Genomic DNA, 26,289 nt, shown 5'->3' with positions numbered 1-26,289 from the left:
GAGGCCAAGCGGCTCAACTTCCTGTCGTACTACTACAACCAGGCCAACGCCTGGGGCAAGGAAGTCGTCGCCGCCTACAAGGACGGCTTCAACACCAACGGCGAGGTCTACGACTACGAGCGCGGCGGCCCGGCCGACATCCGCTCCCCCTACTGGCTGACCGACGACTCCGTCAGCAACCCCTCGTGGTCCTACACCCCGACACTCACCTACTACAGCGCGGCCGCGCTGGTCCACGCGCTGATCGACCGGGTCAGCAAGAACGGCAACATGCTGCTCAACATCTCACCCCGGGCCGACGGCTCGATCCCCCAGACGCAGAAAGACCTGCTGAACGCCATCGGCACCTACCTGCGGCGCAACGGCGAGTCGGTCTACGCCACCCGCGCCTGGACCACCTACGGCGAAGGCCCCACCAAAATGGGCGGCGGCAGCTTCGTCGAGCCCCGGGCCGGCACCGCGCAGGACATCCGCTACACCCGCAGCAAAGACAACACCACCCTGTACGCCACCGTACTCGGCTGGCCCGGCACCACCCTCAACCTCGCCTCCCTGGCCGGCGGCAAGATGGACCTGTCCAACCTGAACAAGGTCGAGCTGATCGGCAACACCGCCGGCACCTACGTCAACCTGCCCACCCGCACCCAGGACACCAGCGGCCTGCACATCACCATGCCCAGCCAGCCCTACTCCGCGCTGGCCTACGTGGTCAAACTCACCTTCAACGGCCCGATGAAGACCTCTCCCACCACGACGAGCGGCGCCCTGCACGACACCAACTCCGGCAAGTGCCTGGACGTCGCCGGCGTCTCCCAGACCAACGGCACCCAGACGCAGATCTGGGACTGCACCGGCGGCGTCAACCAGCAATGGGCGACCACCAGCGCGAGCGAGCTACGCGTCTACGGCAACAAGTGCCTCGACGTCAACGGCAACGGCACCACCGACGGCACACCCGTGATCATCTGGGACTGCAACGGCCAGAACAACCAGAAATGGCGCCTCAACTCCAACGGCTCCATCACCGCCGTCGGCGCCAACAAATGCCTGGACGTCTCCGCGTTCGGCACCACCAACGGCACCAAAGTCCAGATCTGGACCTGCACCGGCGCGAACAACCAGAAGTGGACCCGAAGCTGACGCCGCACCACCTTTTCGGAAAGGAGTGCCCATGCACCCCCCCAACAGGTTCGGATCCGCGCCGAGGACGCGCACCCTCGCCAGGAGAGCGCTGACAGCGCTGTCCGTGCCGGCTCTGGTCATGCCCGCCCTGGCCACGACCGGCACCGCTGTCGCCGCCACGGTCCAGGTCACGCCCGTGTCACCGTCGGACTCTCCCGCGACGATCATCGCGAAAGCCGCGGATATCGTGCCGGCGCCGCGCCAGCTCGCCTGGCAGCGGCTGGAGCAGTACAACTTCATCCACTTCGGCATCAACACCTTCACCGGCAGGGAGTGGGGCACCGGTACGGAGGACCCGAACGCCTTCCAGCCCACCGGTCTGAACACCGACCAGTGGGCGGCCTCGATCAAGGCCGCGGGGTTCAAGGGGGCGATCCTCACCGCCAAGCACCACGACGGTTTCCTGCTGTTCCCGTCGAAGTACAGCAACTTCGGCGTCGCGTCCTCCTCCTGGCAGAACCGCCAGGGTGATGTGGTGAAGAACTTCACCGACTCCATGCACAAGTACGGGCTGAAGGCCGGCCTGTACGTGTCACCCGCCGACCTGCACGAGAACCAGCCAGGCGGGAAGTTCGCCAACGGCAGCCCCTCCAGGCAGGTGACGATCCCGTCCGACTCCTCCGAGATCGTCAACGGGGTGACGTTCACCTTCAACTCCGACGACTACAACACCTACTTCGAGAACACGCTCTACGAGCTGTTCACCCGCTACGGCAGCATCGACGAGCTGTGGCTGGACGGCGCCAACCCCACCGGCCGCACCCAGCCCTACAACTTCAGGGACTGGACCACCATGGCCCGCAGGCTGCAGCCCAACGCGGTCATGGAGGGCGACGGCGGGCCGGACGTGCGCTGGGTCGGGAACGAGAACGGCTACGCGCGCCAGTCGGAGTGGTCGGTCGTGCCGACCAACGGCGATCCCGCCACCGCCGCCGACACCGCGCTGCCGGTACCCGGGTTCAACACCGCCGCCGACGTGGGCAGTGACTCGGTGCTGTCCCAACGCAAGTCGGACGGGACCAGTTCGTGGAACGTGCTGCGGTGGTCTCCCGCGGAGTGCAACGGGACGCTGTCGGCACGCCACAACTGGTTCTGGCAGACCGGTGAGACCTGGCGGAGCCCGGCCGAGCTGCTGGAGATCTACTACGGGTCGGTGGGACGCAACTGCAACTTCCTGCTGAACATCTCCCCCAACCGGCAGGGCCTGCTGGACCAGTCCGCGATCGACACCCTGTCCCAGTTCGGCACCACGGTGTCGCAGACGTTCGCCACCAACCTGGCGAGCGGCGCCACCGCCGCCAACGACAGCGGCACCTCCAACGGCACGGGCCACACCCCCGACCTGGCCGTGGACGGCAACCTCGACAGCTCCTGGCAGCCGACCGGCACCACCGGCGCGCTGGTGTTCACCCTGCCCTCCTCGCGGACCTTCGACGTCATCTCCACACAGGAGGATCTGAACATCGGCCAGCGCACGAGGTCGTTCGCCGTCGACTCCTGGAACGGCAGCTCCTGGACCCAGATAGCGACCGACACCACGATCGGCCACAAGAAGCTGATCCGTCTGGCGTCCCCGGTCACCACCAGCCGGGTCAGGCTGCGCATCACCAGCTCCCGGGCCATCCCCTCCATCGCCGAGTTCGGCCTGTACCGCCGGCCTGGCGGCAGCGCTTCGCCGGCCTCCACGATCCGGGGCGTGGGTTCGGGCCGATGCCTGGACGTCAACGGCGCCTCGCAGGCCAATGGCGCGACGGTGCTGATCTGGGACTGCAACGGCCAGAGCAACCAGCAGTGGACCGCCACCAGCGCGAGCGAGCTGCGGGTCTACGGAAACAAGTGCTTGGACGTCAACGGTGGCGGCACGGCGGACGGCACCAGTGTGATCATCTGGGACTGCAACGGGCAGAACAACCAGAAGTGGCGGCTCAACTCCGATGGCACCGTCACCGCCGTCGGCGCCAACAAGTGCCTGGACGTCTCGGGCGCCGGCACCGCCAACGGCACCAGGGTCCAGATCTGGACCTGCAACGGTGGAAGCAACCAGAAGTGGACCCGAAGCTGACGATTCGATCAGCGAGCGCCCCGGTCACCCACACCGGCCGGACGTGCACGGCACGTCCGGCCGCGTGCCGGCCGGCATGACGTGTCTTGTGTTGTGGTCAGCGGTTCGATCCGTGCCGCCGATGTCGCCGCGACCCCCGCTCCGCTGCTCAGCCCTTCGGGGGCGCCGTGCTTTCCCGCACGGTGAGGGTGGTCGCGATCTCCAGTCCGACCTGTGTTATCTCCTCGCCCCGGCCGAGGGACAGTGCCAGCTCGGTCGCGGCGGCCGCCATCTCGTTCAACGGCTGGTGAACTGTGGTCAGAGGCGGGTCGATCCATGCCACGACCGGCAGATCGTCGAAACCCACCACACTCAGATCCTGGGGGATGGACAGTCCGGCCTCACGGGCGGCCTGGTAGACGCCGAGCGCCTGCAGGTCGTTCGCGGTGAAGACGGCGCTGGGACGGTCGGACCGGGAGAGCAGATCGCGCGCCGCGGTGTAGCCGTCCTCGCGCGTGAGCAGGGTGCGGACTACGAGGCCGGGATCCGCGGGCAGCCCGGCCTCGGCCAGTGCGGAGAGGTAGCCGGCCATCCGAGCACGGCAGAACGGATGATCCGGGCCGCTGATCATGGCGATGCGGCGGTGTCCCAGCTCGATCAGGTGCCGGGTCGCCGCCTGGCCGCCTCTCCAGTTGGTGGCGCCCACGAACGGCACGTCGTCCGGCAGTTCGTCGATCGGGTCGAAGACGACGAACGGGATGCCCTTCGCGGTCAGCTGATCGCGCTCCGGCTGTGTGAGCTGCGCCACCGACAGGACGCACTGAGGGCGGCGTCCGACTGTGTCGTCGATGGACATGCCCACCGAGTCGCGAAGGCCGAACTCCGAGAGCATGACTCCGACGCGGTTCTTGCGGGCCACCCGCTCGACCCCGCGGATGATCTCGACGGCCCACATGCTCTCAAGCTCGCGGAATACGAGTTCCACGATGTTGCTCCGGTTGCCGGTGGGCTTGCGGTATCCGTACTGGTTGACCAGCTCTTCGATACGGGCGCGAGTCTGGGCCGACACCCCCGAGCGTCCGTTGATCACCTTCGAAACGGTGGGGATCGAGACGCCGGCGGATTCGGCGATATAGGCGATGGTGACCGATCCTGGCCCGCTATCCTGCGAGCTCTGCTCGTCGGCCGCAGGTCCGTCCGATCGGTTGTCCGTCACGTTCGCCCTTCCTCGTCAACGGCGAGCCGGCCATGTGGTCGTCCCGCCGGGATCACCTGGCCTTGGCTCGATGGTCTGCGGCCATTCTGACATCCGTGGCGGGCGGGTGGTTCACCCCTTGACGGCGCCTGTGAGCACACCCGCACGGAAGTTCTTCTGGACGAAGGGATAGACGATGAGGAGCGGCACCAGGGTCAGCACCACCACCGCCATCTGCGTCGACAGGGGAGCGGTCTGCGCGTGCGCCATGCCGAAGCCCGCGTTGACCGATCCCGGCATCCCGGCCCCGCGGTTGACATAGGTGAGCAGCACGTACTGCAGCGGCCACTTCTCGCTGTCGGTCGGCATGTAGAGCATGACGGTGAAGAAGGAGTTCCAGTAGCCGACGGCGTAGAAGAGGGCGATCACCGCGGTCACCGCGCGCGAGGTCGGCAGGACGACCGACCGGAGAATCCGCCAGTCGCCCGCGCCGTCCATTCGCGCAGCGTCGATCAGTTCGGCGGAGGTCTTCGCGTAGAAGGAGCGGAGCACCAGGATGTTGAAGACCGAGACCGCGTTCGGGAGGATCAACGCCCACCACTGTCCGTAGCCGCCCAGCCCTGTGACCACCAGGAAGGTGGGGATCAGCCCGCCGCTGACGAACATCGTGACGATGAGCAGCACCAGGATGAGGCGGTGCCCGGGCGAACGCGGCCGCGACAGCCCATACGCGCACAGGACCGAGACGACCATGGACAGCGCCGTGCCGGCGACGGTGATGCCGAGGCTGACGATCAGGGCGGTGCGTATGGTCGGGTCGGTCAGTATCTCCCGGTAGGCCTGGAGGGTGAAGCCGTCGGGCCAGATGACGAGGCCGCCGGCCCGGTTGACGGCGCCGGGAGTGGCCAGGCTGGTCACCACGACGATCCACAGCGGGACCAGCATGACCGCCAGCACGCCGCCGAGGGAGAGGCCCTTGGCGGACTGGCCGGCGACGCTCGGCCGCTCCTGCCAGGGCGGGCGATCCGCCCGCGCCCGCGGTGCCCTCGCCGCGCTCGTGCCGGCTCCGATGGTGAACACCTTGGTCATCTCCGGTACAACCCGTCCTCGCCGAAGAAATGCGCCAGCTTGTTGGCGCCCCAGATGAGCAGGAGCGATATCACGCTCTTGAAGAGCCCGGCCGCCGCACCCAGGCTGTAGTCGCCCGTGGTGATGCCGTAATAGAACGCATAGGTGTCGAGCACCTCCGCGGTCTCGTGGCCGACGGCGTCGCGCTGGATGAGGAACTGCTCGAAGCCGACCGAGAGCGTGCCTCCGAGGCGGAGCACCAGCATCAGCACGATCACTGTGCGCAGGCCCGGAAGGGTGATGTGCCACATCCGCCGGAAGGGCCCCGCGCCGTCCACGGCCGCCGCCTCGTAGAGCCCGGGATTGACGGCGGACAGAGCGGCCAGGAAGACCACGATCCCCCATCCGGCTTCCTTCCAGACCACCTGCGAGGTGACCAGCAGCACGAAAGTGCCCGGATTGGTGGTGATGTCCCAAGTCTGCAGATCGTGGGAGCGCAGGAACTGGTTGAGCGCGCCCGCACCACCCAGCATTTGCTGAAATATCGTGATGACCAGCACCCACGAGAAGAAGTGCGGCAGATAGACGACGGACTGGATGAAGTTGCGCACCCGCACGCTGAGCACCGAGTTGAGCAGGAGTGCCAGTGCGATCGGGATCGGGAAGAACAGGACCAGCTGGACCAGACCGAGGTAGAGCGTGTTCCTCAGCGCGCCCCAGAACAGCGGGTCGGCGAAGAGCAGGCGGAACTGGTCGAAGCCCGCCCAGTCGCTGTTCCAGACCCCGGCCGGCGGGTCGTAGTACTGGAACGCGGTGAGCAGTCCGAACAGCGGGGCGTAGTTGAAGACCAGCAGCAGGACGATCGCGGGGACCACCATGATCAGCAGAGAGCGGTCGCGCCGCAGCCTGATCCGCCGACCCGGACGTTCCTGCCGCGAGTGCGGTGTGCTCACTGGCCTGTGCCGTACTTGTCCAGCACGTTGCCGGTCATCCACTGCTTGAGCCGGTCGCCGCCGCCGCTGGTCTTCCAGGTGGAGACGGCGGCCTGGACCTCGGAGACCTTCGTCCTGCCGTGATAACAGTCCTTGACGGCGTCCTCGACGGCCTGCGCGGCACTGGCCCCCGACAGCGACCGGGGCATGCTGATGTTCATGTTCCAGAAGACCGGCTTGTAGAGCGACTTGACGTTGGCGGCCTGCCAGGCGGCGTAGTCCCTGGTGACGACGCCTGCGCCGGGGTTGCTGATCACGGCGGGCGGCGAGGCCAGGAACGGGAAGGTCATCGCCTGGACGAACTTCTTGCCGTCCTCGGTCGCGGTCGGAACCCCGTCCTTCATCGTGAAGTGGACGCCCTCGACCCCGAAGTTCACCATCGTGTACTCGGCCGAGCCGAAGGGAGCGGCCAGATAGTCGGCGACCGCCAGCAGTTCCTCGATCTGGTCGGGCTTCAGCCTGTCGCTGAGGTAGCTGATGACGTTCGTGGAGGGCCCCATGGCGACGCGAGGCGCGCTCGTGCCGTCGGCGGCGAAGAAGTCGAACGCGCCGCGCCGGTAGTCCTTGTCGGCGGCGGTGCCGGACTGGTGGTCGGTGAGGTTCCAGGCGCCGGTGCCGCCACCGCTGATCAGCACTTTGCCCGAGTAGAAGCGGGTGTCGGCATTCGCGTTCTGACCGGCGACGGCGTCCGGATGCAGGTAGCCGGCCCGCGCCATGCGGTGGTGCCAGTCGAGGGCCTCGAAGAACTGCGGCATCTCGTATTTGTGGATCAGCCTGCCGTCCCGGACATCCCACGTAAGGGGGACGTCCCAGGCGGGGAAGAGATAGGTCCACACGTCGTCGAAGGCCCAGACGCCCCTCTTGGCGTCGGTCAGCTCCTTGCCCAGGTTCATCAGGTCGTCGGCCGACCGCACCTGGCCGGCGGTGATTCCCCTCGCCTCCAGGATGTCCCGGCGGTGGAAGACCGCGCCGGCGATGACGAAGCTGCTGGAGAAGGAGGGGATGCCGTACAACTTGTCGCCCCACGCGCCGGTCTGCCAGGCGCCGGTGGGGATGGCGGCGAGGTTCGGATACTTCTTGATCTTGTCGGCTGCCAGGTAGGGCGTGAGGTCGGCGAGTTGCGTCCCCGCCAGCCCGCCGACGTCGAAGATGGCGTTCCACCAGGTCGGCAGCTGGATCCAGTCGGGCAGGCGCCTGGCGGCCGTCATCGTCGGGACGATGGTGTTGTAGTTGTTGCCGTCCGCCGGCTTCATGGTGAGGGTGACGCCCAGGGCCTTGTTCATGGCCTCGTAGAAGGAGTTTCCTGCCGGCGGCACCGTGCCCCACAGCGGTGTGACGGCGGTGTAGCTCCCGCCCCTGCCCGGGGTTCCTTGGACGGTGGCGGCCTGGTTGGAGGGGTAGCTCAGAAAGGCGGGATCGGTCGCGGCTCCGGCTCCGCCCGCCACGGACGGGATGTCCGGCTTGACGGGGCTGCTGGGCACGTGGGAAGGCAACGCCGCCTGCAGACCCGCTCTGCTGTTCGTGCCGGCCTTCTGCCGCGCCGCGCCCCCGCAGGCGGCGAGCAGGGGAGTCGCTGCGGCAAGGGCGACGAAGCTTCTGCGGTTCAACTCGGGTCTCACGGTGGGGGTCGTCCCCTTCGAAGTCGTCAAAGCGCTTCCATGTTGTCGCGAGACTAGTGACCTGTTTTCAGCGAGAACAAGATGTTAAACGAAACTTTCGACGACTGGTCGGACGGCTCTTCCTCGATGGACGAATCACGATCTCGACGGTCAGAGGCGAGTCGATCTCCCGCAGCGACGGCTCCTGTGACGTCTACCTGGGAGGCCGCGGCGGGGTCACCGCGTTCATCACCGGGCGTCACGTCGAGGCCCGCTCCAAGCGGCGCGCCGTTGCGGCGTTGCGGCGACGTCAAACGTCCTGTGCGTGGCCCGCCTCATCTCTGATCGTCATCGACCGCACCACGGCCGGTCCCACCTGAGCCAGAAGATCCGATCTCTGCCATGCCTAGCTCAAGATCGGGCACCACCAGACCGACGTGCCGAACAGTGTTCGCGAACAACCTCCGAACGGGTCGAGGTGAACGGGGACTCCATCAGTGGCGACAGCTCATCAGCGTCGTTCGGACCTGCGCCCGTATCTACCTGGCCTCCCACCCGCTCGCCGACCAGCTCGCGACGATCACCGGCGAAGGCGCAGGCGGAATCGACTCCCACGTCGAACCGGAGGACTACTACGCCCTGGAGCGTGAGCATGGGCTCTTGCTAGCCGGTGGAGCTTAGAAAGTTTCTCTTGCAGACATCATACGTCCTACCTTATAGTCGCCGAACGCGCGGGTGTTAACGAGGTCGACAAACAAGGGACACACGGATGTTCGCTCTAATACCGTATGGACGCGCTCGCCCGTCGGCGCGCGCACTCACCGGCGCGGCAGCATCACTCATGGCCCGCGCTCTTGCTGCTTGTGGTAGCAAGATCGCTTCCTCGGCCGGGTTCCTACGGCTGTCCTCAAGTGACGCAGGACGACAACGCCACCATCACCATCTCGGTGGACGCCGACCGCGCTCGGCGGCGGTCGACGCGTTCAAGAAGGCCAACCCTGGGCTCGTGCCCAAGAGCATGCTGGTTGACGGCACAAGGTCAGATGACGAGTCTCGTCGCGCCCACCGCTCGAGCTGATAGCGATCATCCATGAACAAGAAGAAAATTTATCCCTGGTACTTCGTCGTCGCTCCCCTTCTGCTCTACGTCGCCCTCTTCGTGCTGCCGAGCCTGATCGGTGTCGGATACTCGTTCACTGATTGGTCGAGCTACTCCGACAAGATCTCGTTCGTCGGGTGGGAGAACTTCGCGGATGTGTTCTCTCCGAAGCGGGATTACCTCGCTGCAATCCTGAACACCCTTTGGTTCACCGTGGCGAGCACCGTCATCAAGACTGTGCTGGCGCTCCTGTTCGCTGTCCTGCTCAGCAAGGGAGTGAGGGCCCTGAATCTGCACCGGGCCATCCTCTACCTCCCCGCGGTCCTGTCCGTGCTCATCGTGGGCATCGTCTTCACCTCGATCCTCGACCCGAGCATCGGGCTGATGAACGAGGCGTTGCGCGCGGTCGGCCTGGAAGGGCTGGCCCAGAGATGGCTCGTCGATCCGGATCTCGCGATGTGGTCAGTGATCGGAGTCGATGTCTGGCGGGGCATGGGCTACATCATGGCGATCCTGCTGGTGGGGATCCTGTCGATATCCCCCACCTACAACGAAGCCGCGGAGCTCGACGGCGCGTCGGCGTGGCAACGGTTCCGTCACGTCACGCTTCCGCTGCTCCGGCCGACTCTGGCTGTGGTGATCGTCCTCAACGTCCTGTACGGCCTGAAAGTCTTCGACATCGTCTACGTGCTCACGAACGGTGGGCCAGGCCATCGCACGGAGGTGCTGTACACCGCCGTCTTCCAGGAGTTCTCGAGTGGGCGCTACGCCGAGGGGGCCGCGCTCAGCACGGTGATGCTCGTGATCATGTCGATGGTGGGCGTGTTCATGATCCGCACGCTCACCCGGAACGAGGTTCAAGAATGACCGACATCCGCAGAAAGCCGATCAGGCCGGGATCGTTGGTCAAGAACGTCATCATCTGGCTGACGTCGGCGATCATGCTGATCCCTCTGCTCCTGATCGTCTTCACCGCGTTCAAGGGTCCGGACGACGCTCGCGGAATGTCGTTCTCGTTGCCCGCGTCGTGGCATTTCGGCAACTTCGCCGAGGTGATCGACAAGGGCAATCTCGGCGCCGGATTCCTCAACAGTCTGCTGTACTCCAGCCTCGGTTCGGTGCTGACGGTCCTGCTGGCGTCCATGGCTGCCTACGTATTCTCGCGTCGGCGCTCTCGGGGGAACCGGTTCCTCTACATGTTCATCGTCATGGGCTTGGTGCTGCCCATCAACTTCGTCGCGCTGACGAAGGTGATGCAGACGTTCGAGCTCAACGACACTCGAGCCGGCATCATCCTGCTGTACACCGCCATTCAACTGCCGTTCATCGTCTTTCTCTGCTACGGATTCGTCGGCCGCATTCCGCGCGAGCTCGACGAGGCCGCGGTCATCGACGGTTGCGGCCCGATCCGCCTCTTCTTTTCGATCATCTTTCCGCTGATGCGTCCAGTGCTCATCACGAGCCTGGTCCTCTGTTTCCTCAACATGTGGAACGAGTTCATCCTCCCGCTCTATTTCTTGGGCTCGGCTGACAAATGGCCGATGACCTTGGCCGTCTACGGCTTCTTCGGGAGGTATGAGACCCAGTGGAACCTCATCGCGGCGGATGTCCTGCTCACCAGCCTCCCGGTGGTGATCATGTACTTCATGGCTCAGAGGTACATCGTCGGCGGCCAAACCGAGGGCGCAGTGAAGGGATGAGTCATCGGCTCCGGGGGCGTGATGCCGCGCTGCCGAGCACTTCTCCATAGGAGCCCGGACGGTGACGAATCCGCCTCCTGAACATTGAAGCGATGTCGGAACCGGAGCTGCCTCATCGTCCCCTCGGAGGATGATGAGTGTCTCGCTTCGGCGACTATGCCAGGAAGCCGTGGACCGCGGCTACAGGCATATCAATTCGAAGGTGGGCGTAAATCGGGAGGCCGACTACCGACGGCTCCGCATCGCGCTGTGGATCGACCGCTCTGCCGGCAACCGACGGCCACGGCTGTTGTCGGATCGCCCGGAAAGACCTCGTCCGCGAATATCAATTTACCTCTTGCGTAGACATAGTACGTATGTAATGTTCCCTTTCGGGAACAGACGCTCGGCCGCAGGATTTCATCGACATGACATCGGGGTCAGTAAGGCAAACCGGTGCGAATGCGCTGGGAAGCCAAGCGAACCGCGCGAGACGGCGCGGCGCACATCTACAGAGGAGTAGACAATGGCACCAGAGAAGCCTTCCTCATCGAACGGAATCTCACGACGGCAGTTCGTGAATCACTCGATCATCGCCGGACTGGCCGCAGCATCCGCAGGATCCCTGCTGTCGATTGTGCCGTCGACCGGAGCCCTGGCGAATACGCGGGACAGTCGCTCGCTGGAACCGCAGCTCGATCCCGCCGATGCGGTCTTCAACCCCGACTACAGCCAGTTGATCGGCAGGTCCGATCTCAGATACACGGGAAGAATCACCACCGGAACCCAGGGCATGTCCGTGGCGAACGGAAGATTCGGCGGACCGGTCTGGCAGCGCGATGCGAACAACCTCGTGATGCAGCTGAACCACACTGACACGTTCATGTTCAACGACGCCTCGTCCGCTTCGAAGGACCACCAGAATTCGGGTGGTGGGGCAATCGGTCGCGTTCACATCGGCTTCGGTACGTCGTCGCCTTTTGACACAACCACGAGCCAGCACCTGTCGCTCTACGACGCACGGCTGAGCGTCGAAGGATCCGGGGTGACCATCGAGGTGATCCCCGACATGCACGCAGATCTCATCGCGATCAAAGTGACCGACAATCGGGCCACCCCGCAGCCCATAACCGTCGATCTCGCGATGCTCCGCGCTGCGAATCAAGTCTGGGGCTCGCACAGCGCCGTGTCCACGTTCTCTACCGTCAGCGGCCAGATCATCGTGCTGGAGCAGGTGATCCAGGAGAAGTGCGATACCGGTATCGAGGCCAACGACCACTACGTCAACACGGCTGTCGCCGTCACTGTGCAGGGCCGAAGCGTCTCGACGGTGACCGACAGCACCATCTCGAATCGCGCCACCCGCCGATTGACTCTACCCGCGCAGAACGGCACGTTCACCGTCGTCATCGGCGGTGACTCCACTATGCAACGATCGGAGTCGGCGAAGGACACCGCCGTCGCGACCGTCACCTCCTCTGCGGCGTTCGATGACATCTCCACTGCGACTCAGGCCTGGTGGAGCGACTTCTGGCAGAAGTCCTATGTGTACTTTCCCACGCAGTTCAACTACGAACAGCGGCGCAATTACTACATGTACCTGGCCGCCATCTCCAGCAGGGGCTCGTATCCTTCGAAATACAACGGCGGAATCTGGATCGGCGAGGAGGATCGACGCGACTGGGGCAGTTTCTATTGGAACTGGAACCAGGACTCGCTGTACCAGCCACTGATGGCTGCGAACCACGTGGATCTGATGAACCCGCTGTTCAAGATGCGTGAGTCCAGCTTCGCGCAGTATGAGAAGGCCGCAAAACAGATGTGGGGCGCCGAAGGCATCTTCATCGGGGAGACGGCCGGCATCCTCGGCTGGGAAGAACTGCCGACCGACGTCGCGCAATCCATGCAACAGTACTACACGTTCAAGACCACCACGAGGTCGCAAGCCTTCACCGACATGACCACGCGGAGGAATCGGTTCCTGCCGGCCTGGAACTGGAACGTGTTCAACACGGGCAACAACCAGGCGAGCTATGTGACTCACACCATGATGGCGACGCAGGAGACAGCCGAGCATTACTGGAACGTGTACTGCTACACGAAGGATCTCAACTTCTTACGCGAGAAGGCTTATCCGTTCATCAGGGGCGCGGCGAAGCTCTACCAGTCGTACGACGGCCTGAGGAAGGAGAGTGACGGGAAGTATCACTTCTACAACACGAACCTTCACGAGCACATCTGGGCCGGCAAGGATGTTATTGATGACCTGGCGATGGCACGTGGCATCTTCGCTGTGGCGGTCAAGGCATCGATCCTGCTCAAGGTCGATCAGAAGCTGCGAGGCGGCTGGCAGGAGATCCTCCACAATCTGGCGCCGTACCCGCTGCGGAGCGATCCGCAATCCCTGTGGGCGGCCAGTACGAACTCGTCGCTCGCGTCGGCGCTCGCGACAGACTCGCCCGCATGGGCCCAGGGTCTGCGACCGGCGTATTTCATCCGGGATCTGCACGGTACGGAGAGCCCGATCTTCAAGATGCTCGAGAAGTTCGACGTGTTGAACCTGGAGACGAGGGATCAGGGCCTCGACAACGGGGACTGGGCCATCGCGCTCAACACGTACCTGCACTCGCCCGGCTACCTGAATCAGGTGCAGGGTACGGTGATCGACAGAAACGGGTCGAGCCGCTTCCATGTCGATGCCGCCAAGCTGGGCCGCGCCGATGACATGGTGAAGATCCTGGCCACGCAGTACGGAGTGTTCAGCACAAACGGCGTATTCCCCAACCTGCTGTTCAATCAGGGGGACTACTACTCGGCGGAAGGCTACGGCACCTTTGCCGCGGCCCTGCAGGAAGCTCTCCAGCAGAGCCTCAGCCCGACGCCCGCCGGCGATCCGGTGATCCGCGTCTTTCCTGCGTGGCCTACGGCGTGGGATGCGAAGTACAAGCTGCTCGCGAAAGACGGCTTCCTGGTGTCTTCCTCGATCAAGTCCGGCGAAGTGCAGTACGTCGAGATCGAATCGCAACTCGGCGCCAAGGCACGCGTCAGGAACCCGTGGGACTCCGATGTGGTTCTGTATCGCGATGGGGCAAGGGCCCAGACGCTTACCTCCTCGAAGAACAAGATGCTCGTGTTCCAGACTCGCGTGGGCGAGCGGATCGTCCTGGTGCGGCCAGGCACGACCCCGGACATGTACAAGTCGTCCCTCGTGATGGATAAGGCGGACCAGGCGACCGCCTAGACGCAGGCGTATCTCCCGGGGCGCGTGATCTGCAAAGTGATCGCGGCCCGGGGATCGCAAGTACATTGAACGATCTTTGATCGAGGTTAACGAACCCGCCTCAGGACTGTCCAACCAGGACACCATCTCCTCGAACCGGTGCCGGGACCCGGCGAACGCACCCTCCACCGTCGTTACCTCAACCTCGCACAGGCCACATTCCACCATGGACAGGCAGTGTGCAGCCTGAAGGCGGGTCAGTTTCAGAGAACCTCGCGACGAAACGTCGGGAAACGCAAGACCTTTTGCCCCACTACAGAAGAGCCGCACCCATATTAAAAGTTCGGTGGCCAGCGTTGTCCGACGGCGCCGGCCTGCACGCGACCTGCGCTTCAGCGCTGATCGCGTACCGACACGAAGGAGTTACCGCATGATCGACCGCTCATGGATTCCGCCTCGAGTCTCTCCCGGAAGTGACGCAGCAGACCTCGCCGCGCTCGATGCCGTCATCGAGTCCGGTCCCTTCACGGACACATGGGAGTCTCTGCAGGCATATCGTCCGGCGCGGTGGTTCACGGAGGCGAAGTTCGGCATCTTTCTGCACTGGGGCATATATTCCGTTCCCGCGTTCTCGGGTGAGTGGTACTCCCGCGAAATGTACCGCAGCGGCACCAAGGCGTTCGACCACCACCGGGAGACCTACGGCCCGCAGTCGGAATTCGGCTACAAGGACTTCATCCCGCACTTCAAAATGCAGAACTACGATCCGGATGGTTGGGCCGCGCTCTTCCGCCGGGCCGGGGCACAGTACGTCGTGCCCGTAGCCGAGCACCATGATGGCTATGCCCTCTACCGAAGCGATCGGACAAGGTGGGACGCGACGAAGACGGGTCCGAAGCGCGATGTATTCGGCGATCTGGGGGTGTCGGTCGTCGGCCAGTCGATGGTGTTCGGAGCCTCGTCGCATCGGGCCGAACACTGGTTCTTCATGAACGGAGGAATGACGTTCGACTCGGACGTGCGCGACCCTGAGTTCAGCGACTTCTATGGACCGGCGCAGCGGGAGGAGACGTCTCCGTCCAAAGCCCACCTCGATGACTGGCTGCTTCGCACCGCCGAGATCATCGATCGCTATCGACCCGAGATGCTCTTCTTCGACTGGTGGATCGAGAAGCCCGCCTTTCAGCCGTACCTGCGCCGACTCGCTGCGTATTACTACAATCGCGCGGCTGAATGGGGCCGTGAGGTGGTCATCACCTACAAATGGAATGCGTTCGCCGAGGGCAGCGCCGTCTACGATATCGAGCGGGGCGCGGTGAAGACGGTGCAGCCGTTCGTCTGGCAGAACGACACCTCGGTATCTCGCACCTCGTGGTGCTGGACGGCGGATCACGAGTACAAGAGCATTCCTGAGTTGCTGGGCGAACTGCTCGATGTGGTCTCGAAGAACGGCAATCTCCTGCTCAACATCGGCCCGAAACCGGACGGCACCATAGCCGATCCCGAGGTGCGGATGCTCGAGGCCATCGGCTCCTGGCTCACGGTGAACGGCGAAGCGATCTATGGCACTGTGCCTTACGTGATTCCCGGCGAGGGTCCGCTTCAGGTCGAAGGCGGCTCCTTCATCGACGGCGCTCCTTCCCTGTTCTCCGCCGACGACTTCCGCTTCACAGTGCGGAACGATGTCACCGGCTCCTATCTCTACGTGTCAACGGTGAAATGGCCCGATGCCGGCGAGATAGTCATCACCGCGTTGGGTACGCGCCTGCAGTTGGAACCTCGTACTGTCGCGGACGTGCAGATGCTCGGTGTCAAAGGATCTCTCGACTGGCGCCGAGACCTCGATGGCCTGGTCGTGACGCTCCCTGCCACACGCCCTCACGAGTATGGATATGCCCTCAAGATCTGTTTCGAGCAGGAACCGGTGCCGCGCAGGCCTTGGGTCACCGCTTGGGCGCCGGATTGAGCGCTTGCATCTGCTGGAACGAGCCCGCACCTGCGCCGTACCCAACTCGAATTCCTCGGCTACGCCGTCGCCCTGACCCGGCTCAGCACGAGACATCGACCATTGTCTCCGCGCCTTTCCCTCTCGACCCGAACACATCACGTTGCATTTGGGAGGAATCCTGAGGAACGCAACAAGACATTGCACGCACCTTTCATAATACGTATGCCATATATCGCGCAGATCTCCCTCCGGGTGCGTGAGGAGCGATAATCCTCGGCCTGCGCAGAAGTTCCACCCACTAATAGTGAGAGAAAAGAAGCCGGTGAAGACATGGCAATAAATAGATTGATCAAGCGAGCGTCGGCCCTTGTAGTGGCCGGGGCGCTGGTTACCGCGTGCTCGGCCAAGGAAGAAAGCGGGGCCGGCGGGTCCGAGGTGAAGTCCATCAGCGTGATGGCCAGCCAGGACTGGGTAAGGGCTCCCGAACTCGACCTCGCGAAGAAGTTCGAAAAGGAGACGGGGATAAAGGTCGACTACCAGATCATTCCCGCGGATCAATACAGCAACGTGCTCTCCACGAAGCTCAACTCCGGCGATGCCGCGGACATCTTCATGAATCAGTCGGGCAAGTTCGACATCGTCTCGCAGCTGCACATCCAGAAGACCGGCGTCGACCTCACTGACCAGGAATGGGCCTCCCGTATGGATCCGGGAGCCAAGGAGCAGGTGAGCGTCGACGGCCACGTCTACGGACAGACCATCTGGGATGTGTCCGACAGCTGGGCCTACATCTACAACAAGAAGATCTTCGACCGCCTCGGGTTGAAGCCCCCGACGACATTCAACGAGTTCATGACGGTGAACGCCGCCCTGCTGAAGGGCGGCGTGACGCCGATTTACGAACCCGTCAAGGACGGCTGGCACGCCCAACTCAACTTCTTCGACGTGTCCGCGGCCTACAACAAGTCCGACCCGAATCTGGTTTCGAACCTGAACGCGAACAAGACCAAGTTCGCCGACCATCCCATCTTCAAGACCATGATCCAGCAGATGAAGCAGGTCTATGACGCGGGCTATTGGGGCGACAACGCGCTGTCCAACGAATTCGCCAACACCCCGGCCGAGATGGCCGGTGGCAAGTACGCCATGACGGTCAACTCGATAGGCCGGATTGCGGACATCGTGGCAGCGGGAAAGAAGTACACCGAGGACGACTTCGGTATCTTCCCCGCTCCCTACCTCGACAACCAGATTATCGCGAGCGCTCCCGCCGGCCCGACCAAGTTCATCTTCACCAAGAGCAAGAAAATCGATGCGGCAAAGAAGTACCTGGCGTTCTTGGCCAAGCCTGAGAATCTGCAGTACATGATCGACAAGGAGCCGAGCTTCAATGCACTGCCCTTCACGGGATTGAAGACCACGTATCCGCCGGCGATGGCTCAGGCCATCAAGGACTTCAGGACCGACGACACAGTCACCTACCAGGATGTCGTCATCTACCTCAACCCGCAGTGGACGGACTTCGGCAAGGATCTTACGTCCTACCTTGTGGGGGACATGTCCGCAGATGACGTGATCGCCAACATTGATCAGCGTCGGGCGGATCAGGCTGACGCCGCCAGAGACTCTAATTGGTGATGTCTCGACGGGCACGGCGAGAAGCCGGCGACACACCGGCTGACTGAACCGCCATTCCGCGCCGGCGGCCGGGGGAGACCCCGCCGCCGGCACGGTGGCAGTACCCGCAGCCCGATGAGCTACGCCTTCGTCGTGGTCTACGCGATGCTGACGCTGGCGTTCGGTGTGCTCCCGGCCCTCTACGCCGTCGAACTCGCCTTCACCTCCGCGGACGGCGGCTTCGCGGGACCGGCAACTTTGCCGAGGTGGTCGGTGGCTTCCGGTTCCTGTCCGCGGTGGCACATGTCGGCCTGTACCTGCTGATCTGGCTGGCCTCGCTCGTCGTGCTGGCCACGTTCCTGGCTCTGGTGGTGCACACCCTCCGGGTGCGTTGGTCGAGCCAGACGCTGTGGCTGGTGTTCTACCTACTGCGGGCACTGGCGGGCGCGTCGAGCGTGCTGCTGTGGCTGTTCGTGCTCGACCCCACGGTAAGTCCGGTCAGCAGCCTGCTGCACGTGTTCGGCTTCTCCAGCTTCGTGCAGGTCATCGTGTCGGCACATCTGCCGGCGATCTTCACGATCATCGCGTTCTGGACCGGCTCTGGCGGCTGGATCGTCATCATGTACGGCGCGCTGAACAACATCAGCCCCGCGCATCGACGGCGCCTCCACAGTGCAGATCGTGTTGCGCATCCAGCTTCCGATGCTGCGTAAGTGGATTTCGTGTATGGAGGATCATGTCGTTGGCCGCCGGCAGCCAGCTGTTCGTTGAGCCCCAGCTGCTCTCCCAGGCCAGCAACACGATCGTGCCGAACGACTACTCGCTCAACCAGTTGGCCTACCAGTACGCCTTCCTGCCGTTCGTGATGCTGCCCTCCAGCGACGGCTACCCGATCCAGGTCGGTCTCACCTCGCTGCTCACCTCGACCCCGGCATTCAACCCAGCTCTGCCGGTACCCAGTCCGTGCAGCTGCCGACCCTCGCCCTCGCGACCGTCATCCCCGGCGGGACTGACAGTGGACCAGGAATTCGAGGACGGCGGGATCCTGCTCGGCGAGGAGCCGGGCCTGGGTATCCAGGTCGACGAGTCGTGGATCCGTAGCTTGCCAACCCGGGACCACCTCCAGCGGTCAACGGGCCGCATATCCGTCCCGACCGGGCTGGACTACGCCTGGTACCCCGATGCCCGCGAGTGATCGGTGGCCGGAATGGAGCCGATGGTGTTGTGACCGAGCACCATCGCGGCGAGCGCCACGCACTGGTCGTCGGCGTCCCTCCCGAGCGGCGGGAGGAGTATCTCGACCTGCACCGCCATATGTGGCCTCAGGTCGAGCAGATGCTGCGCGCGGCAAACGTCAGGAACTACTCCATCTTCATTGCCGGCGACACCCTACTCGCGTACTACGAGTACATAGGCGATGACCACACCGCCGACATGCGCCGCATCGCCGCGGACCCGGTCACCCGCGAGTGGTGGCGGCACACCGACCCCTGTCAGGTGCGCATCGTCGAGGAGCGCGAGCCCGAGGCCCTGTGGCAGCTGATCGACGAGGTCTGGCACCTGCCGTGAACCGAACCCTCGATATACATTTCCGCCCTCGGAACCAAGCCACCCGCGACCGATTTGGTAGGGGTTCCTCGCCCTTACGCCTCGGGCTCCCCGTGGTGCGCATCGAACCGGCGCCGCTGCCAGGAGCTGACGATGTGGTCGCGCATCACCCGCTGCGCGGCCTCGACATCGCCGCGGGAAATGGCGTCAACCACGAGCGCATGTTCGCCCAAAGTGGACTCAAACGCGCCCTCGTAGCCCATCCCCTGGTACCTGCTGCTCTCCAACGCTCGCAGGTAGAGGCGCTTGCCGATGTTCTCGGCCAGGCGGTTGCCGGACAACTCCATGATCGTGAGGTGGAAGACCACGTCCGCCTGCCGGAACGAGTCGCTGTCGTGTCGGGTGTCGCGCATCGCCTCGAAGACGTGCTCGATGCGGGTCAACTCCTCGGTGGCACGGTGCGAGGCGACGACACCCGCCATGGCGGATTCGAGAGCGGCCCGCACGACCGTCAGCTCGTCCAGAATGCCCAACGTCTGGTCGTTGTCGATGAACGCGGACAGGACAACCGGGTCGAGCATGTTCCAGGAGCCGAACCGCGCCACCTGCGTACCCCGGCCCTGGGCCACGCCCACCAGCCCCTTCTCCTCCAGCCGCTTCACCGACTCACGAATGACCGTGCGGCTGACACCGAAGCGCTCGCTGAGCGGACCCTCGGAGGGCAGCAGTTTGCCCTCGGCGATCTCCGCCGTGACGATGAGCTCAACCAGTTCGGCCACCACCGCCACGCCCAGCCCGTCAGCTCGACGACGAGTCGGGAAGGCGAACGGGTTGGCTCGGGTTGTCACGCCTACACTCTAGTCACCTGCCGGCTACGGAGGTTGAGCGGCTGAGGTTCGGTCGTCATGCCGGTTCGGGGTCGAGGGTCGCGCCGGTGCTGGCGAAGAAGCCGGCGAGGAGATCGGTCGGCGCTGTTGCGTTGGGGATCGAGGGGCATGCCGAGCCCGTTTCAGGTACATGGTCAGATCGCGCGGGGCCAGCGCGGTAAACGCGGCAGCGACCCTCCTCAATAGCGGGACATCGACGGCGATTTCGTAGTGGGCCGCGTCGTAGGTTCTGCATGAACGCGTGTCCGGCGGCTAGCCCGGTCATGATCTTCTTGCCTCGATCCTTGGGGAGATCCGCGACGTCCTCCAGCGTCTCCCACAACTCGGCGACTCGCGCGACGCGGCGATCATGCGAAGCGCGGGCATCGCCATGCCGACCACGGCGTCCGTCCACGCGGCTCCGGACTCTCGTGACCGGATGACCAGCTCCCGCCAGACGGCGTCACGGGCTGCGTCGGTGACGTGCGAGCTGGCGAGGAGCATGCGCAACTCCCGCAGCCCCGCCTGGCCCTTCGGCAGGCCGGGCGCAAGCGTGGCGCAGTCCAGGGACAGGCCACCGGGGCCGGCCGTCAGCAGTCGGAACGAGGTCTCCGCGGTCTCCAGGGATGATTCGGTGACGGGATCGGCGCTCATTTCCTGCTCCGGGTCGAGAGATGTTCGTGGTCTCGAAACCGGTGTACGCACCGCCTCAGAAATAGCTCAGAGGAAATCGGCGAAAGCCGCTTAGGAATTTCTCAGCCCCTCAGCCCTCTGAGCTTTCAGGTGACCTCTACGGGGCGCCGTCTGAGGTCGCTCAGGAGCATCTGAGTAGACTCTGACCAGGCGGAAACCCTGGTCACACGCCATGAGGTCCGCTATGCGGGCCAGGTGACGTTCATCCGGAGCAACGTGTCCCGACGAACCAATGGAGAACAATAGTGAGGGTCGGAAAATCGCCGATGGGAGTGGCGGCCTGAACAATCCGGAGTGCCGGGAGAATCGGCGCTTGCTGATTTCCCCGGTAACAATCCGGACCGCGAGGGCTTTCGTCGCCTGCACTCATCGGCACCTCATGCCGCCGGTCGGCGCGACGTTCGCCATCGGCGTCCAGGCTGGGTCCGAAGAGAGCCCGCGTGCCGGCGGCCGTACCCGCTCGAAGTGCGGGCATCGGTTGTCGGTGGCGCGCTGATCGTCCAATGGCGATACAGCGAGAGCCTGCACCATCGGCACACCGTGGAGCGCCTGGCCAACCTTCAACACCACCCGCCTGCAGGCTGATCTGCGATTCCATCAGTGCGTTGTCCAACGCGTCCCCGACCGTGCCGATCGAGGCGTCGATTCCGGCGGTCATCAGGTGGGCGGTGAAGCGGAAACTGGTGTATTGGCTGCCGGCATCTGAATGATGAACCAGGCCAGGGCTGGCGGGGCGTCCGGCGCGGTCGCGCCGCCACAACGCCATGTCCAAGGCGTCCAGCACCACCGTGGCCCGCTTGTTGAGGGACGCTGACCAACCGACGATCGCCCGGGAGTACACGTCTACGACGAAGGCGACGTAGATGATGCCGCGCCAGGCGGCCACATAGATGAAGTCGGCGACCCAGACAGTGTTCGGCCGGGATGCGGTGAAGTCCCGCTTGACCAGGTCCGCTGCCCGCTGGTGCCCGGGATCCGGTGTGGTGGTGCGGATCTTCTTGCCCCGGCGGGCCCCGTGCAGGCCCAGGGCGCGCATCCGCCGCTCCACGGTGCAGCGGGCCACCTGATGCCCTCCCGCAGCAGCTGATGCGAGACCTTACGAACGCCGTAGACGCCGTAGTTGTCGGCGTGGACCTGCTGGATGTGCTCATCCAGTTCGGCGTCTCGGACAGCGCGGGCCGAGGACGGACGCGCCTTGGCCGCGTAGTACGTGCTGGGCGCGATGGGAAGCCCGTGCTCGCTCAGCACACGGCAGATCGGCTCGACACCGAACACCTGTCGATGTTCGTCGATGAAGGTCACGAGTGCGTCTGGTCGAGCTCGGCCGCAAAGAAAGCCGAGGCGGCCTTCAGAATCTCATTCGCCCGGCGGAGTTCGGCGTTCTCCCGCCGCAGCCGCTTCAGCTCCGCTGACTCATCGCTGGTCGTGCCGGTCGTGCGCCGTCGTCGATCTGGGCCTGGCGAACCCATTTACGCAACGTCTCGGCGGTGCCGATGCCGAGCTTGGTGGCGACGGCGTTGATCGCGGCCCACTCGGTCGGGTAGTCCGGACGGACCTCGGCGACCATCCGCACCGCGCGCTTACGCAGCTCTGCGGGATAGGGGGACTTGGCTGCCATGACTCGATCCTCTCAAGGGAACGAGCCTCCAGCGAAGCCGGAGCGCTTCAGTGCCGCTCGGTGACAGATGTCTGTCCAGCGTGTCACCGCATTCGCCGGTTCCTGGGGTAGTCGTATGGGCCGTGCTGAAACGAAGTGGAAATCTACGACGTAAAGGCACTTACATCTGCAGATCCCATCAGTGGCGTGGCTCTCGACACACTGCAAGGGCGCGCCGTTCCGGTGAGCGGACAGCGGGGAAAGGACCGGCCCGATATTGCGTATGTAACCTTGACGTTACCTGTGGCCGGTGCCATAGTGTGGGGCAGTTGATCAAGCTCAACCCTCGCTCCCGACTCCCTCCGCCACCCACGACCCCGTTGACGCGATCGTTTGTTAGCGCTAACAATGCGCGGCCAGCGGATGTCCTGCCGAGTGCCGACCGAGACGTCCGGCGCGGGATCGTCCGCGTGACGGTGTCCGCGGTCGCGTAACCGAACATCGGCAGGCCACCCCCCCCGCACGTTCGACTCAGTCGAGCAAGACGCATGTAGGAGTTGATTCCAACATGTTCAGATCCCCCATCGGACGCGGACGCCTCGGAACCCTGGCCGCTCGTACGGCGACCGCGCTGGCGCTGGTCGGCGGCGCGCTCGCGGTGGCGCCGCAGGCGCAGGCGGCGCCGCCCGCCGCCCCGGACCGGCCGCAGGGCCCCTGTGACATCTACGCCGCCGGCGGCACGCCCTGCGTGGCCGCCCACAGCACCACGCGCGCGCTGTACTCGTCCTACAACGGCCCGCTCTATCAGGTCATGCGCACCTCGGACGACGCGACCAGGGACATCGGCGTCGTTCGCTCCGCCGCCCACCCCTCCCCGGACTCCGGCGGATACGCCGACGCGGCGGCACAGGACGCGTTCTGCGACCACGTGGTCTGCGCGATCACCAAGATCTACGACCAGTCCGGCACCGGCAACGACCTCTATCAGGCTCCGCCCGGCACGTTCCGGGGCCCGGCCGTCGGCGGCTACGACACCCTCGCGATCGCGGACATGGCGCCGATCACGATCGGCGGCCACAAGGCCTACGGCGTGTACATCATGCCGGGCATGGGGTACCGCAACAACAACGCCACCGGTCTCGCGAAGGGGGACGAGCCGGAGGGCATCTACTACGTCATCGACGGCACCCACTATGACAGCGGCTGCTGCTTCGACTACGGCAACTCCTCGACGAACAGCCGCGCCGTGGGCACCGGCACCATGGAGACCACGTACTTCGGCACAGCCACCGCCTGGGGCAGCGGAAGCGGCCCCGGCCCGTGGATCATGGCCGACATGGAGGCGGGCCTGTTCTCCGGGTACAACGCGAAGCAGAACCCGGCCGATCCGACCGTCGACTCCTGGCGGTTCGTCACCGCGGTCGTCGACGGCGGCGGCGGGAACCAGTGGGATCTGCGAGGCGGCAACGCCCAGGACGGCCCCCTGACGACCTTCTACAGCGGAATCCGTCCCGGCTCGCTGACCAACAGCAGCTACTACCCCATGCACAAGAAGGGCGCCGTTCTCCTCGGCACCGGCGGCGACAACGGCAATGGTTCGTCGGGCACCTTCTACGAGGGGGTGATGACGAAGGGCTACCCGTCGGAAGCCACCACGGACGCGGTGCAGGCCAACGTTGTGGCCGCCAAGTATGACGTGACGCGTCTGGCGCTGTCGCGGGCCACCACGTTCACCCCGCGCTCCGCGCAGGACATCACCGAGACGTTCACGAACACCACGGGCTCGGCCGCGGCGGGCGTCAAGCTGAGCCTGTCCACCCCCGGGGGATGGACCGCCTCGGTCAAGGACACCCGCGACAAGTCGGCGACGTTCCCGTCGGTCGCACCGGGTGAGAGCGTGAGCGCGACCTTCACGGTCACCTCTGCGGAGAGGACCGACGCCGGCTACCTGACCGGCAGGGCCGAGTGGACGAACCCCTCCGGCCCGGTGAAGGGCCGCCAGTCCACGGAAACCGCGCAAACCGTACGCAACGTCATCCCCATCAAGATCAATGAGGTTCGGTTCCGTACGAGCGTCAACTCGACCGATCAGTTCGTGGAGCTCTACAACCCCTCCGCGAACGAGGTCGACATCTCCGGCTGGACCCTGACCACCACCCCGAGCGGCTCGCCCGGCACGACACTGGCCAAGATCCCGGCCGGGACGCGGCTCGCGAGCGGCGCCTACTACCTGCTGGGCCTCGCCGGCTCCGGGCTGGCGGCCCCCGCGAACCACAAGGACACCAGGGTCAACGTCAGGAGCACGACCGGCTTCGCGGCCGGCCAGCAGATCGACATCGACACCGGCCGTGAGCGGGAGACCCGCACGATCCAGTCGGTCGGGACGGCGGCCAGCCCGGCGACGACGCTGTTCGTTCCCGTCTCCACCGGGCCGTGGATCACGGTCCCCGCCCACTCGACCAACGTGCCCGTCACGAACGCGACCGGTTTCACAGTCGGCGACAGAATCGGCATCGATTCTGGCGACGACTACGAGATGGCCACGGTCACTGCGGTCGGCAAGGCGGCCACGCAGACGACCCTGTCGGCCGAAGCGGCCGAGGGCGCGACCAACATCAAGGTCGCGGCCGACGCCAACATGACCGTCGGCGACACCCTGACGGTGGACACCGGCGAGAACAAGGAGACCGTCACGGTCGCGAACGTCGGCACCACCGGCGCGAACGGGACGGGCGTCGACCTGGCCGCGCCATTGCGGCTCGCCCACGCGTCGGGCGTCGATGTGTCCGACCCCGGCACGGGGATCAGCTTCTCGCCGCCGACCCGTCACCCGCACACGAGCGGCGTGCCGGTGCAGGCGCTGGGCGGCGGCCTCACGCTCGACAAGCCGGTCAAGGGCCACCCGACCGGCGCGGCCGTGGTCAACCCCCTGGTCACGACGACGGGCTATCAGGGAACGCCAGCGCCCGACCAGTGGTTCGGGAGCGCCCTGTCCACCAGCGCCGGTTCCATCGCGCTGCTCGACGAACGAGGCGACGTGGTCGTCGACGCCGTCGTCTACGGCTCCCAGCAGAGCAGTTCGAGCGGCAACGGAACCATCGCCACTCCCGAGCTCGCCGTCATGGAGGCCGACCAGGGCAAGGGCGGCTGCATCGCCGTGGTGGCCGGCGCGGCCGTCGGCGCGGGCCGGAGCAACGCCCGCTGGCCCGACGGCACCGACGCCGACAGCCTCTGCCACGACTTCGTCACGACCACCGTGCCCACGCCGGGCGGGCCCAACGCGAAGTAGCTCGATCGGTCCCTGAACGCCTCCGGTGCCCGCGGTCCGCCCGCGGGCACCGGATCCCACTCCGGTGGGGTGTAGTGAGTAAACATCTCGGTACGCTCCTGAAGGGCGTGGACGGCCTTCTCATAACCCGGGCGGGCGTAGGGATCCGCGATCACGATTCGCCGTGACATCGCCCTGCTGGCTGAGGAGGGACTGGTACGCAGGGTTCGCGGTGGTGCCGCTCTCGTACAGGACTTTTCCGAGGGGAGAGTGCCGACCGGTCCGCTGCTCGATCACGACCTGGCCCGGCGCGATGAGGTGGCACCTGCGACCGTCGGGATGGTGGTGCCGTCGCTGGACTACTACTGGCCTGATGTCATCCGCGGTGTACGCGAGGCCGCCGGAGCCGTCGGGGTGCGAGTGGTGCTGCGTGGAGCGACCTATCAGGCGGCGGACGAGCAGTGTCAGCTCCCGGAGGGGTCTCACCGTCGCGGTCCGCTCGATCAACACCACCGGCACGCCCGCCGACTGCAGCCACCGCACCAGCGCGTCCCCCTCATCGCTCCCGATCCGGCTGGCGGTTGGCGTGCCAGGAACAGGGGCTGGTGATGGAGGGCACCCCGGAGGTGCAGACGGTGGACCGGCGGGACGCCGGCTGGGCTCGGGCACTGGACGAGG

Annotated in this window: 19 protein-coding genes and 3 pseudogenes; 13 read left to right on the top strand and 9 right to left on the bottom strand. The window is 65.0% G+C overall.

Going from position 1 to position 26,289, the window contains the following annotated elements; genetic code table 11:
• Together AB0B72_RS38680 and AB0B72_RS38675 are read left to right on the top strand one after the other, a co-directional pair.
• A partial coding sequence (locus AB0B72_RS38680) for a ricin-type beta-trefoil lectin domain protein (protein WP_367744632.1) occupies positions 1–1,140 on the top strand: 1,140 nt, incomplete at its 5' end.
• A gap of 31 nt (positions 1,141–1,171) precedes the next feature.
• The gene (locus AB0B72_RS38675; protein WP_367744631.1) at positions 1,172–3,244 is read left to right on the top strand and encodes a lectin; all 2,073 of its coding nucleotides are present in this window, start codon (positions 1,172–1,174) and stop codon (positions 3,242–3,244) included.
• 148 nt (positions 3,245–3,392) lie between these two features.
• On the opposite strand, the gene AB0B72_RS38670 is transcribed toward AB0B72_RS38675, so the two are convergent.
• The 4 genes from AB0B72_RS38670 to AB0B72_RS38655 all read right to left on the bottom strand — a co-directional run bounded on the left by AB0B72_RS38670 (position 3,393) and on the right by AB0B72_RS38655 (position 8,097).
• Complete coding sequence (locus tag AB0B72_RS38670; protein ID WP_367744629.1) at positions 3,393–4,439, bottom strand: LacI family DNA-binding transcriptional regulator; 1,047 nt, start codon at positions 4,437–4,439, stop codon at positions 3,393–3,395.
• A 111-nt stretch (positions 4,440–4,550) separates the two neighbouring features.
• Positions 4,551–5,507, bottom strand: coding sequence for a carbohydrate ABC transporter permease (locus AB0B72_RS38665; RefSeq protein ID WP_367744628.1), 957 nt, complete (start codon positions 5,505–5,507; stop codon positions 4,551–4,553).
• Complete coding sequence (locus AB0B72_RS38660) at positions 5,504–6,439, bottom strand: ABC transporter permease (RefSeq protein WP_367744627.1); 936 nt, start codon at positions 6,437–6,439, stop codon at positions 5,504–5,506. The genes AB0B72_RS38665 and AB0B72_RS38660 overlap by 4 nt, the downstream gene beginning before the upstream one ends.
• Entirely contained in the window at positions 6,436–8,097 is a 1,662-nt protein-coding gene (locus tag AB0B72_RS38655; RefSeq protein WP_367744626.1) for a hypothetical protein, read from the bottom strand. The genes AB0B72_RS38660 and AB0B72_RS38655 overlap by 4 nt, the downstream gene beginning before the upstream one ends.
• A 1,069-nt stretch (positions 8,098–9,166) precedes the next feature.
• On the opposite strand from AB0B72_RS38655, the gene AB0B72_RS38650 reads away from it, so the two are divergent.
• The 9 genes from AB0B72_RS38650 (at position 9,167) to AB0B72_RS38610 (ending at position 19,208) form a co-directional block, all read left to right on the top strand.
• On the top strand, positions 9,167–10,042 hold the full coding sequence (locus tag AB0B72_RS38650) for a carbohydrate ABC transporter permease (RefSeq protein WP_367744625.1): 876 nt from the start codon (positions 9,167–9,169) through the stop codon (positions 10,040–10,042).
• Positions 10,039–10,875: a carbohydrate ABC transporter permease gene (locus AB0B72_RS38645; RefSeq protein WP_367744624.1), complete on the top strand. Its 837-nt coding sequence runs from the start codon at positions 10,039–10,041 to the stop codon at positions 10,873–10,875. The genes AB0B72_RS38650 and AB0B72_RS38645 overlap by 4 nt, the downstream gene beginning before the upstream one ends.
• Before the next feature lie 505 nt (positions 10,876–11,380).
• Positions 11,381–14,095, top strand: a complete 2,715-nt coding sequence (locus AB0B72_RS38640; RefSeq protein WP_367744623.1) for a hypothetical protein — start codon at positions 11,381–11,383, stop codon at positions 14,093–14,095.
• A 409-nt stretch (positions 14,096–14,504) separates the two neighbouring features.
• Positions 14,505–16,040 (top strand): alpha-L-fucosidase, encoded by a 1,536-nt coding sequence (locus AB0B72_RS38635; protein ID WP_367744622.1) that lies wholly within the window; start codon positions 14,505–14,507, stop codon positions 16,038–16,040.
• Between the two features lie 327 nt (positions 16,041–16,367).
• Positions 16,368–17,660 (top strand): ABC transporter substrate-binding protein, encoded by a 1,293-nt coding sequence (locus AB0B72_RS38630; protein WP_367744621.1) that lies wholly within the window; start codon positions 16,368–16,370, stop codon positions 17,658–17,660.
• A 114-nt stretch (positions 17,661–17,774) separates the two neighbouring features.
• The gene (locus AB0B72_RS38625; protein ID WP_367744620.1) at positions 17,775–17,963 is read left to right on the top strand and encodes a hypothetical protein; all 189 of its coding nucleotides are present in this window, start codon (positions 17,775–17,777) and stop codon (positions 17,961–17,963) included.
• Positions 17,936–18,352 (top strand): hypothetical protein, encoded by a 417-nt coding sequence (locus AB0B72_RS38620; RefSeq protein WP_367744619.1) that lies wholly within the window; start codon positions 17,936–17,938, stop codon positions 18,350–18,352. The genes AB0B72_RS38625 and AB0B72_RS38620 overlap by 28 nt, the downstream gene beginning before the upstream one ends.
• 23 nt (positions 18,353–18,375) lie before the next feature.
• Positions 18,376–18,834: a hypothetical protein gene (locus AB0B72_RS38615; protein WP_367744617.1), complete on the top strand. Its 459-nt coding sequence runs from the start codon at positions 18,376–18,378 to the stop codon at positions 18,832–18,834.
• 29 nt (positions 18,835–18,863) lie between these two features.
• Positions 18,864–19,208, top strand: a complete 345-nt coding sequence (locus AB0B72_RS38610; RefSeq protein WP_367744615.1) for an L-rhamnose mutarotase — start codon at positions 18,864–18,866, stop codon at positions 19,206–19,208.
• Positions 19,209–19,282: 74 nt separating this feature from the next.
• Here the strand turns inward: AB0B72_RS38610 and AB0B72_RS38605 are convergent, their stop codons facing one another.
• The 5 genes and pseudogenes from AB0B72_RS38605 to AB0B72_RS38585 all read right to left on the bottom strand — a co-directional run.
• Positions 19,283–19,975 carry a FadR/GntR family transcriptional regulator gene (locus AB0B72_RS38605; RefSeq protein ID WP_367744612.1) on the bottom strand — a complete coding sequence of 231 codons (693 nt, stop codon included), beginning with the start codon at positions 19,973–19,975 and terminating at the stop codon, positions 19,283–19,285.
• Positions 19,976–20,335: 360 nt separating this feature from the next.
• Positions 20,336–20,707, bottom strand: a complete 372-nt coding sequence (locus AB0B72_RS38600; RefSeq protein WP_367744611.1) for a hypothetical protein — start codon at positions 20,705–20,707, stop codon at positions 20,336–20,338.
• Between the two features lie 241 nt (positions 20,708–20,948).
• Positions 20,949–21,812: pseudogene (locus AB0B72_RS38595) on the bottom strand (IS3 family transposase); the annotation flags it as partial.
• Between the two features lie 5 nt (positions 21,813–21,817).
• Positions 21,818–21,901, bottom strand: a pseudogene (locus AB0B72_RS38590) (hypothetical protein); the annotation flags it as partial.
• A 27-nt stretch (positions 21,902–21,928) separates the two neighbouring features.
• Positions 21,929–22,268, bottom strand: a pseudogene (locus AB0B72_RS38585) (transposase); the annotation flags it as partial.
• Positions 22,269–22,911: 643 nt separating this feature from the next.
• Between AB0B72_RS38585 and AB0B72_RS38580 the strand changes: the two are divergent.
• Entirely contained in the window at positions 22,912–25,632 is a 2,721-nt protein-coding gene (locus tag AB0B72_RS38580) for an arabinofuranosidase catalytic domain-containing protein (protein ID WP_367744610.1), read from the top strand.
• A gap of 150 nt (positions 25,633–25,782) precedes the next feature.
• Complete coding sequence (locus tag AB0B72_RS38575) at positions 25,783–26,220, top strand: DeoR family transcriptional regulator (RefSeq protein WP_367744633.1); 438 nt, start codon at positions 25,783–25,785, stop codon at positions 26,218–26,220.
• Positions 26,221–26,289: the final 69 nt, after the last annotated feature.

Origin of the sequence: Microbispora sp. NPDC049125 (genome assembly GCF_040802045.1) — a bacterium.
Taxonomy (GTDB): Bacteria; Actinomycetota; Actinomycetes; order Streptosporangiales; family Streptosporangiaceae; genus Microbispora.
This window is presented reverse-complemented; position numbering and strand designations above follow the sequence as displayed.

What these genes read in the sequence shown, in the direction of transcription:
- AB0B72_RS38645 (WP_367744624.1), top strand. Translation starts at nt 10,039, where the DNA reads ATGACCGACATCCGCAGAAAGCCGATCAGGCCGGGATCGTTGGTCAAG.
- AB0B72_RS38665 (WP_367744628.1), bottom strand. Translation starts at nt 5,507, where the DNA reads ATGACCAAGGTGTTCACCATCGGAGCCGGCACGAGCGCGGCGAGGGCA.
- AB0B72_RS38625 (WP_367744620.1), top strand. Translation starts at nt 17,775, where the DNA reads ATGAGCTACGCCTTCGTCGTGGTCTACGCGATGCTGACGCTGGCGTTC.
- AB0B72_RS38640 (WP_367744623.1), top strand. Translation starts at nt 11,381, where the DNA reads ATGGCACCAGAGAAGCCTTCCTCATCGAACGGAATCTCACGACGGCAG.
- AB0B72_RS38580 (WP_367744610.1), top strand. Translation starts at nt 22,912, where the DNA reads ATGTTCAGATCCCCCATCGGACGCGGACGCCTCGGAACCCTGGCCGCT.
- AB0B72_RS38650 (WP_367744625.1), top strand. Translation starts at nt 9,167, where the DNA reads ATGAACAAGAAGAAAATTTATCCCTGGTACTTCGTCGTCGCTCCCCTT.
- AB0B72_RS38615 (WP_367744617.1), top strand. Translation starts at nt 18,376, where the DNA reads ATGTCGTTGGCCGCCGGCAGCCAGCTGTTCGTTGAGCCCCAGCTGCTC.
- AB0B72_RS38600 (WP_367744611.1), bottom strand. Translation starts at nt 20,707, where the DNA reads ATGAGCGCCGATCCCGTCACCGAATCATCCCTGGAGACCGCGGAGACC.
- AB0B72_RS38675 (WP_367744631.1), top strand. Translation starts at nt 1,172, where the DNA reads ATGCACCCCCCCAACAGGTTCGGATCCGCGCCGAGGACGCGCACCCTC.
- AB0B72_RS38635 (WP_367744622.1), top strand. Translation starts at nt 14,505, where the DNA reads ATGATCGACCGCTCATGGATTCCGCCTCGAGTCTCTCCCGGAAGTGAC.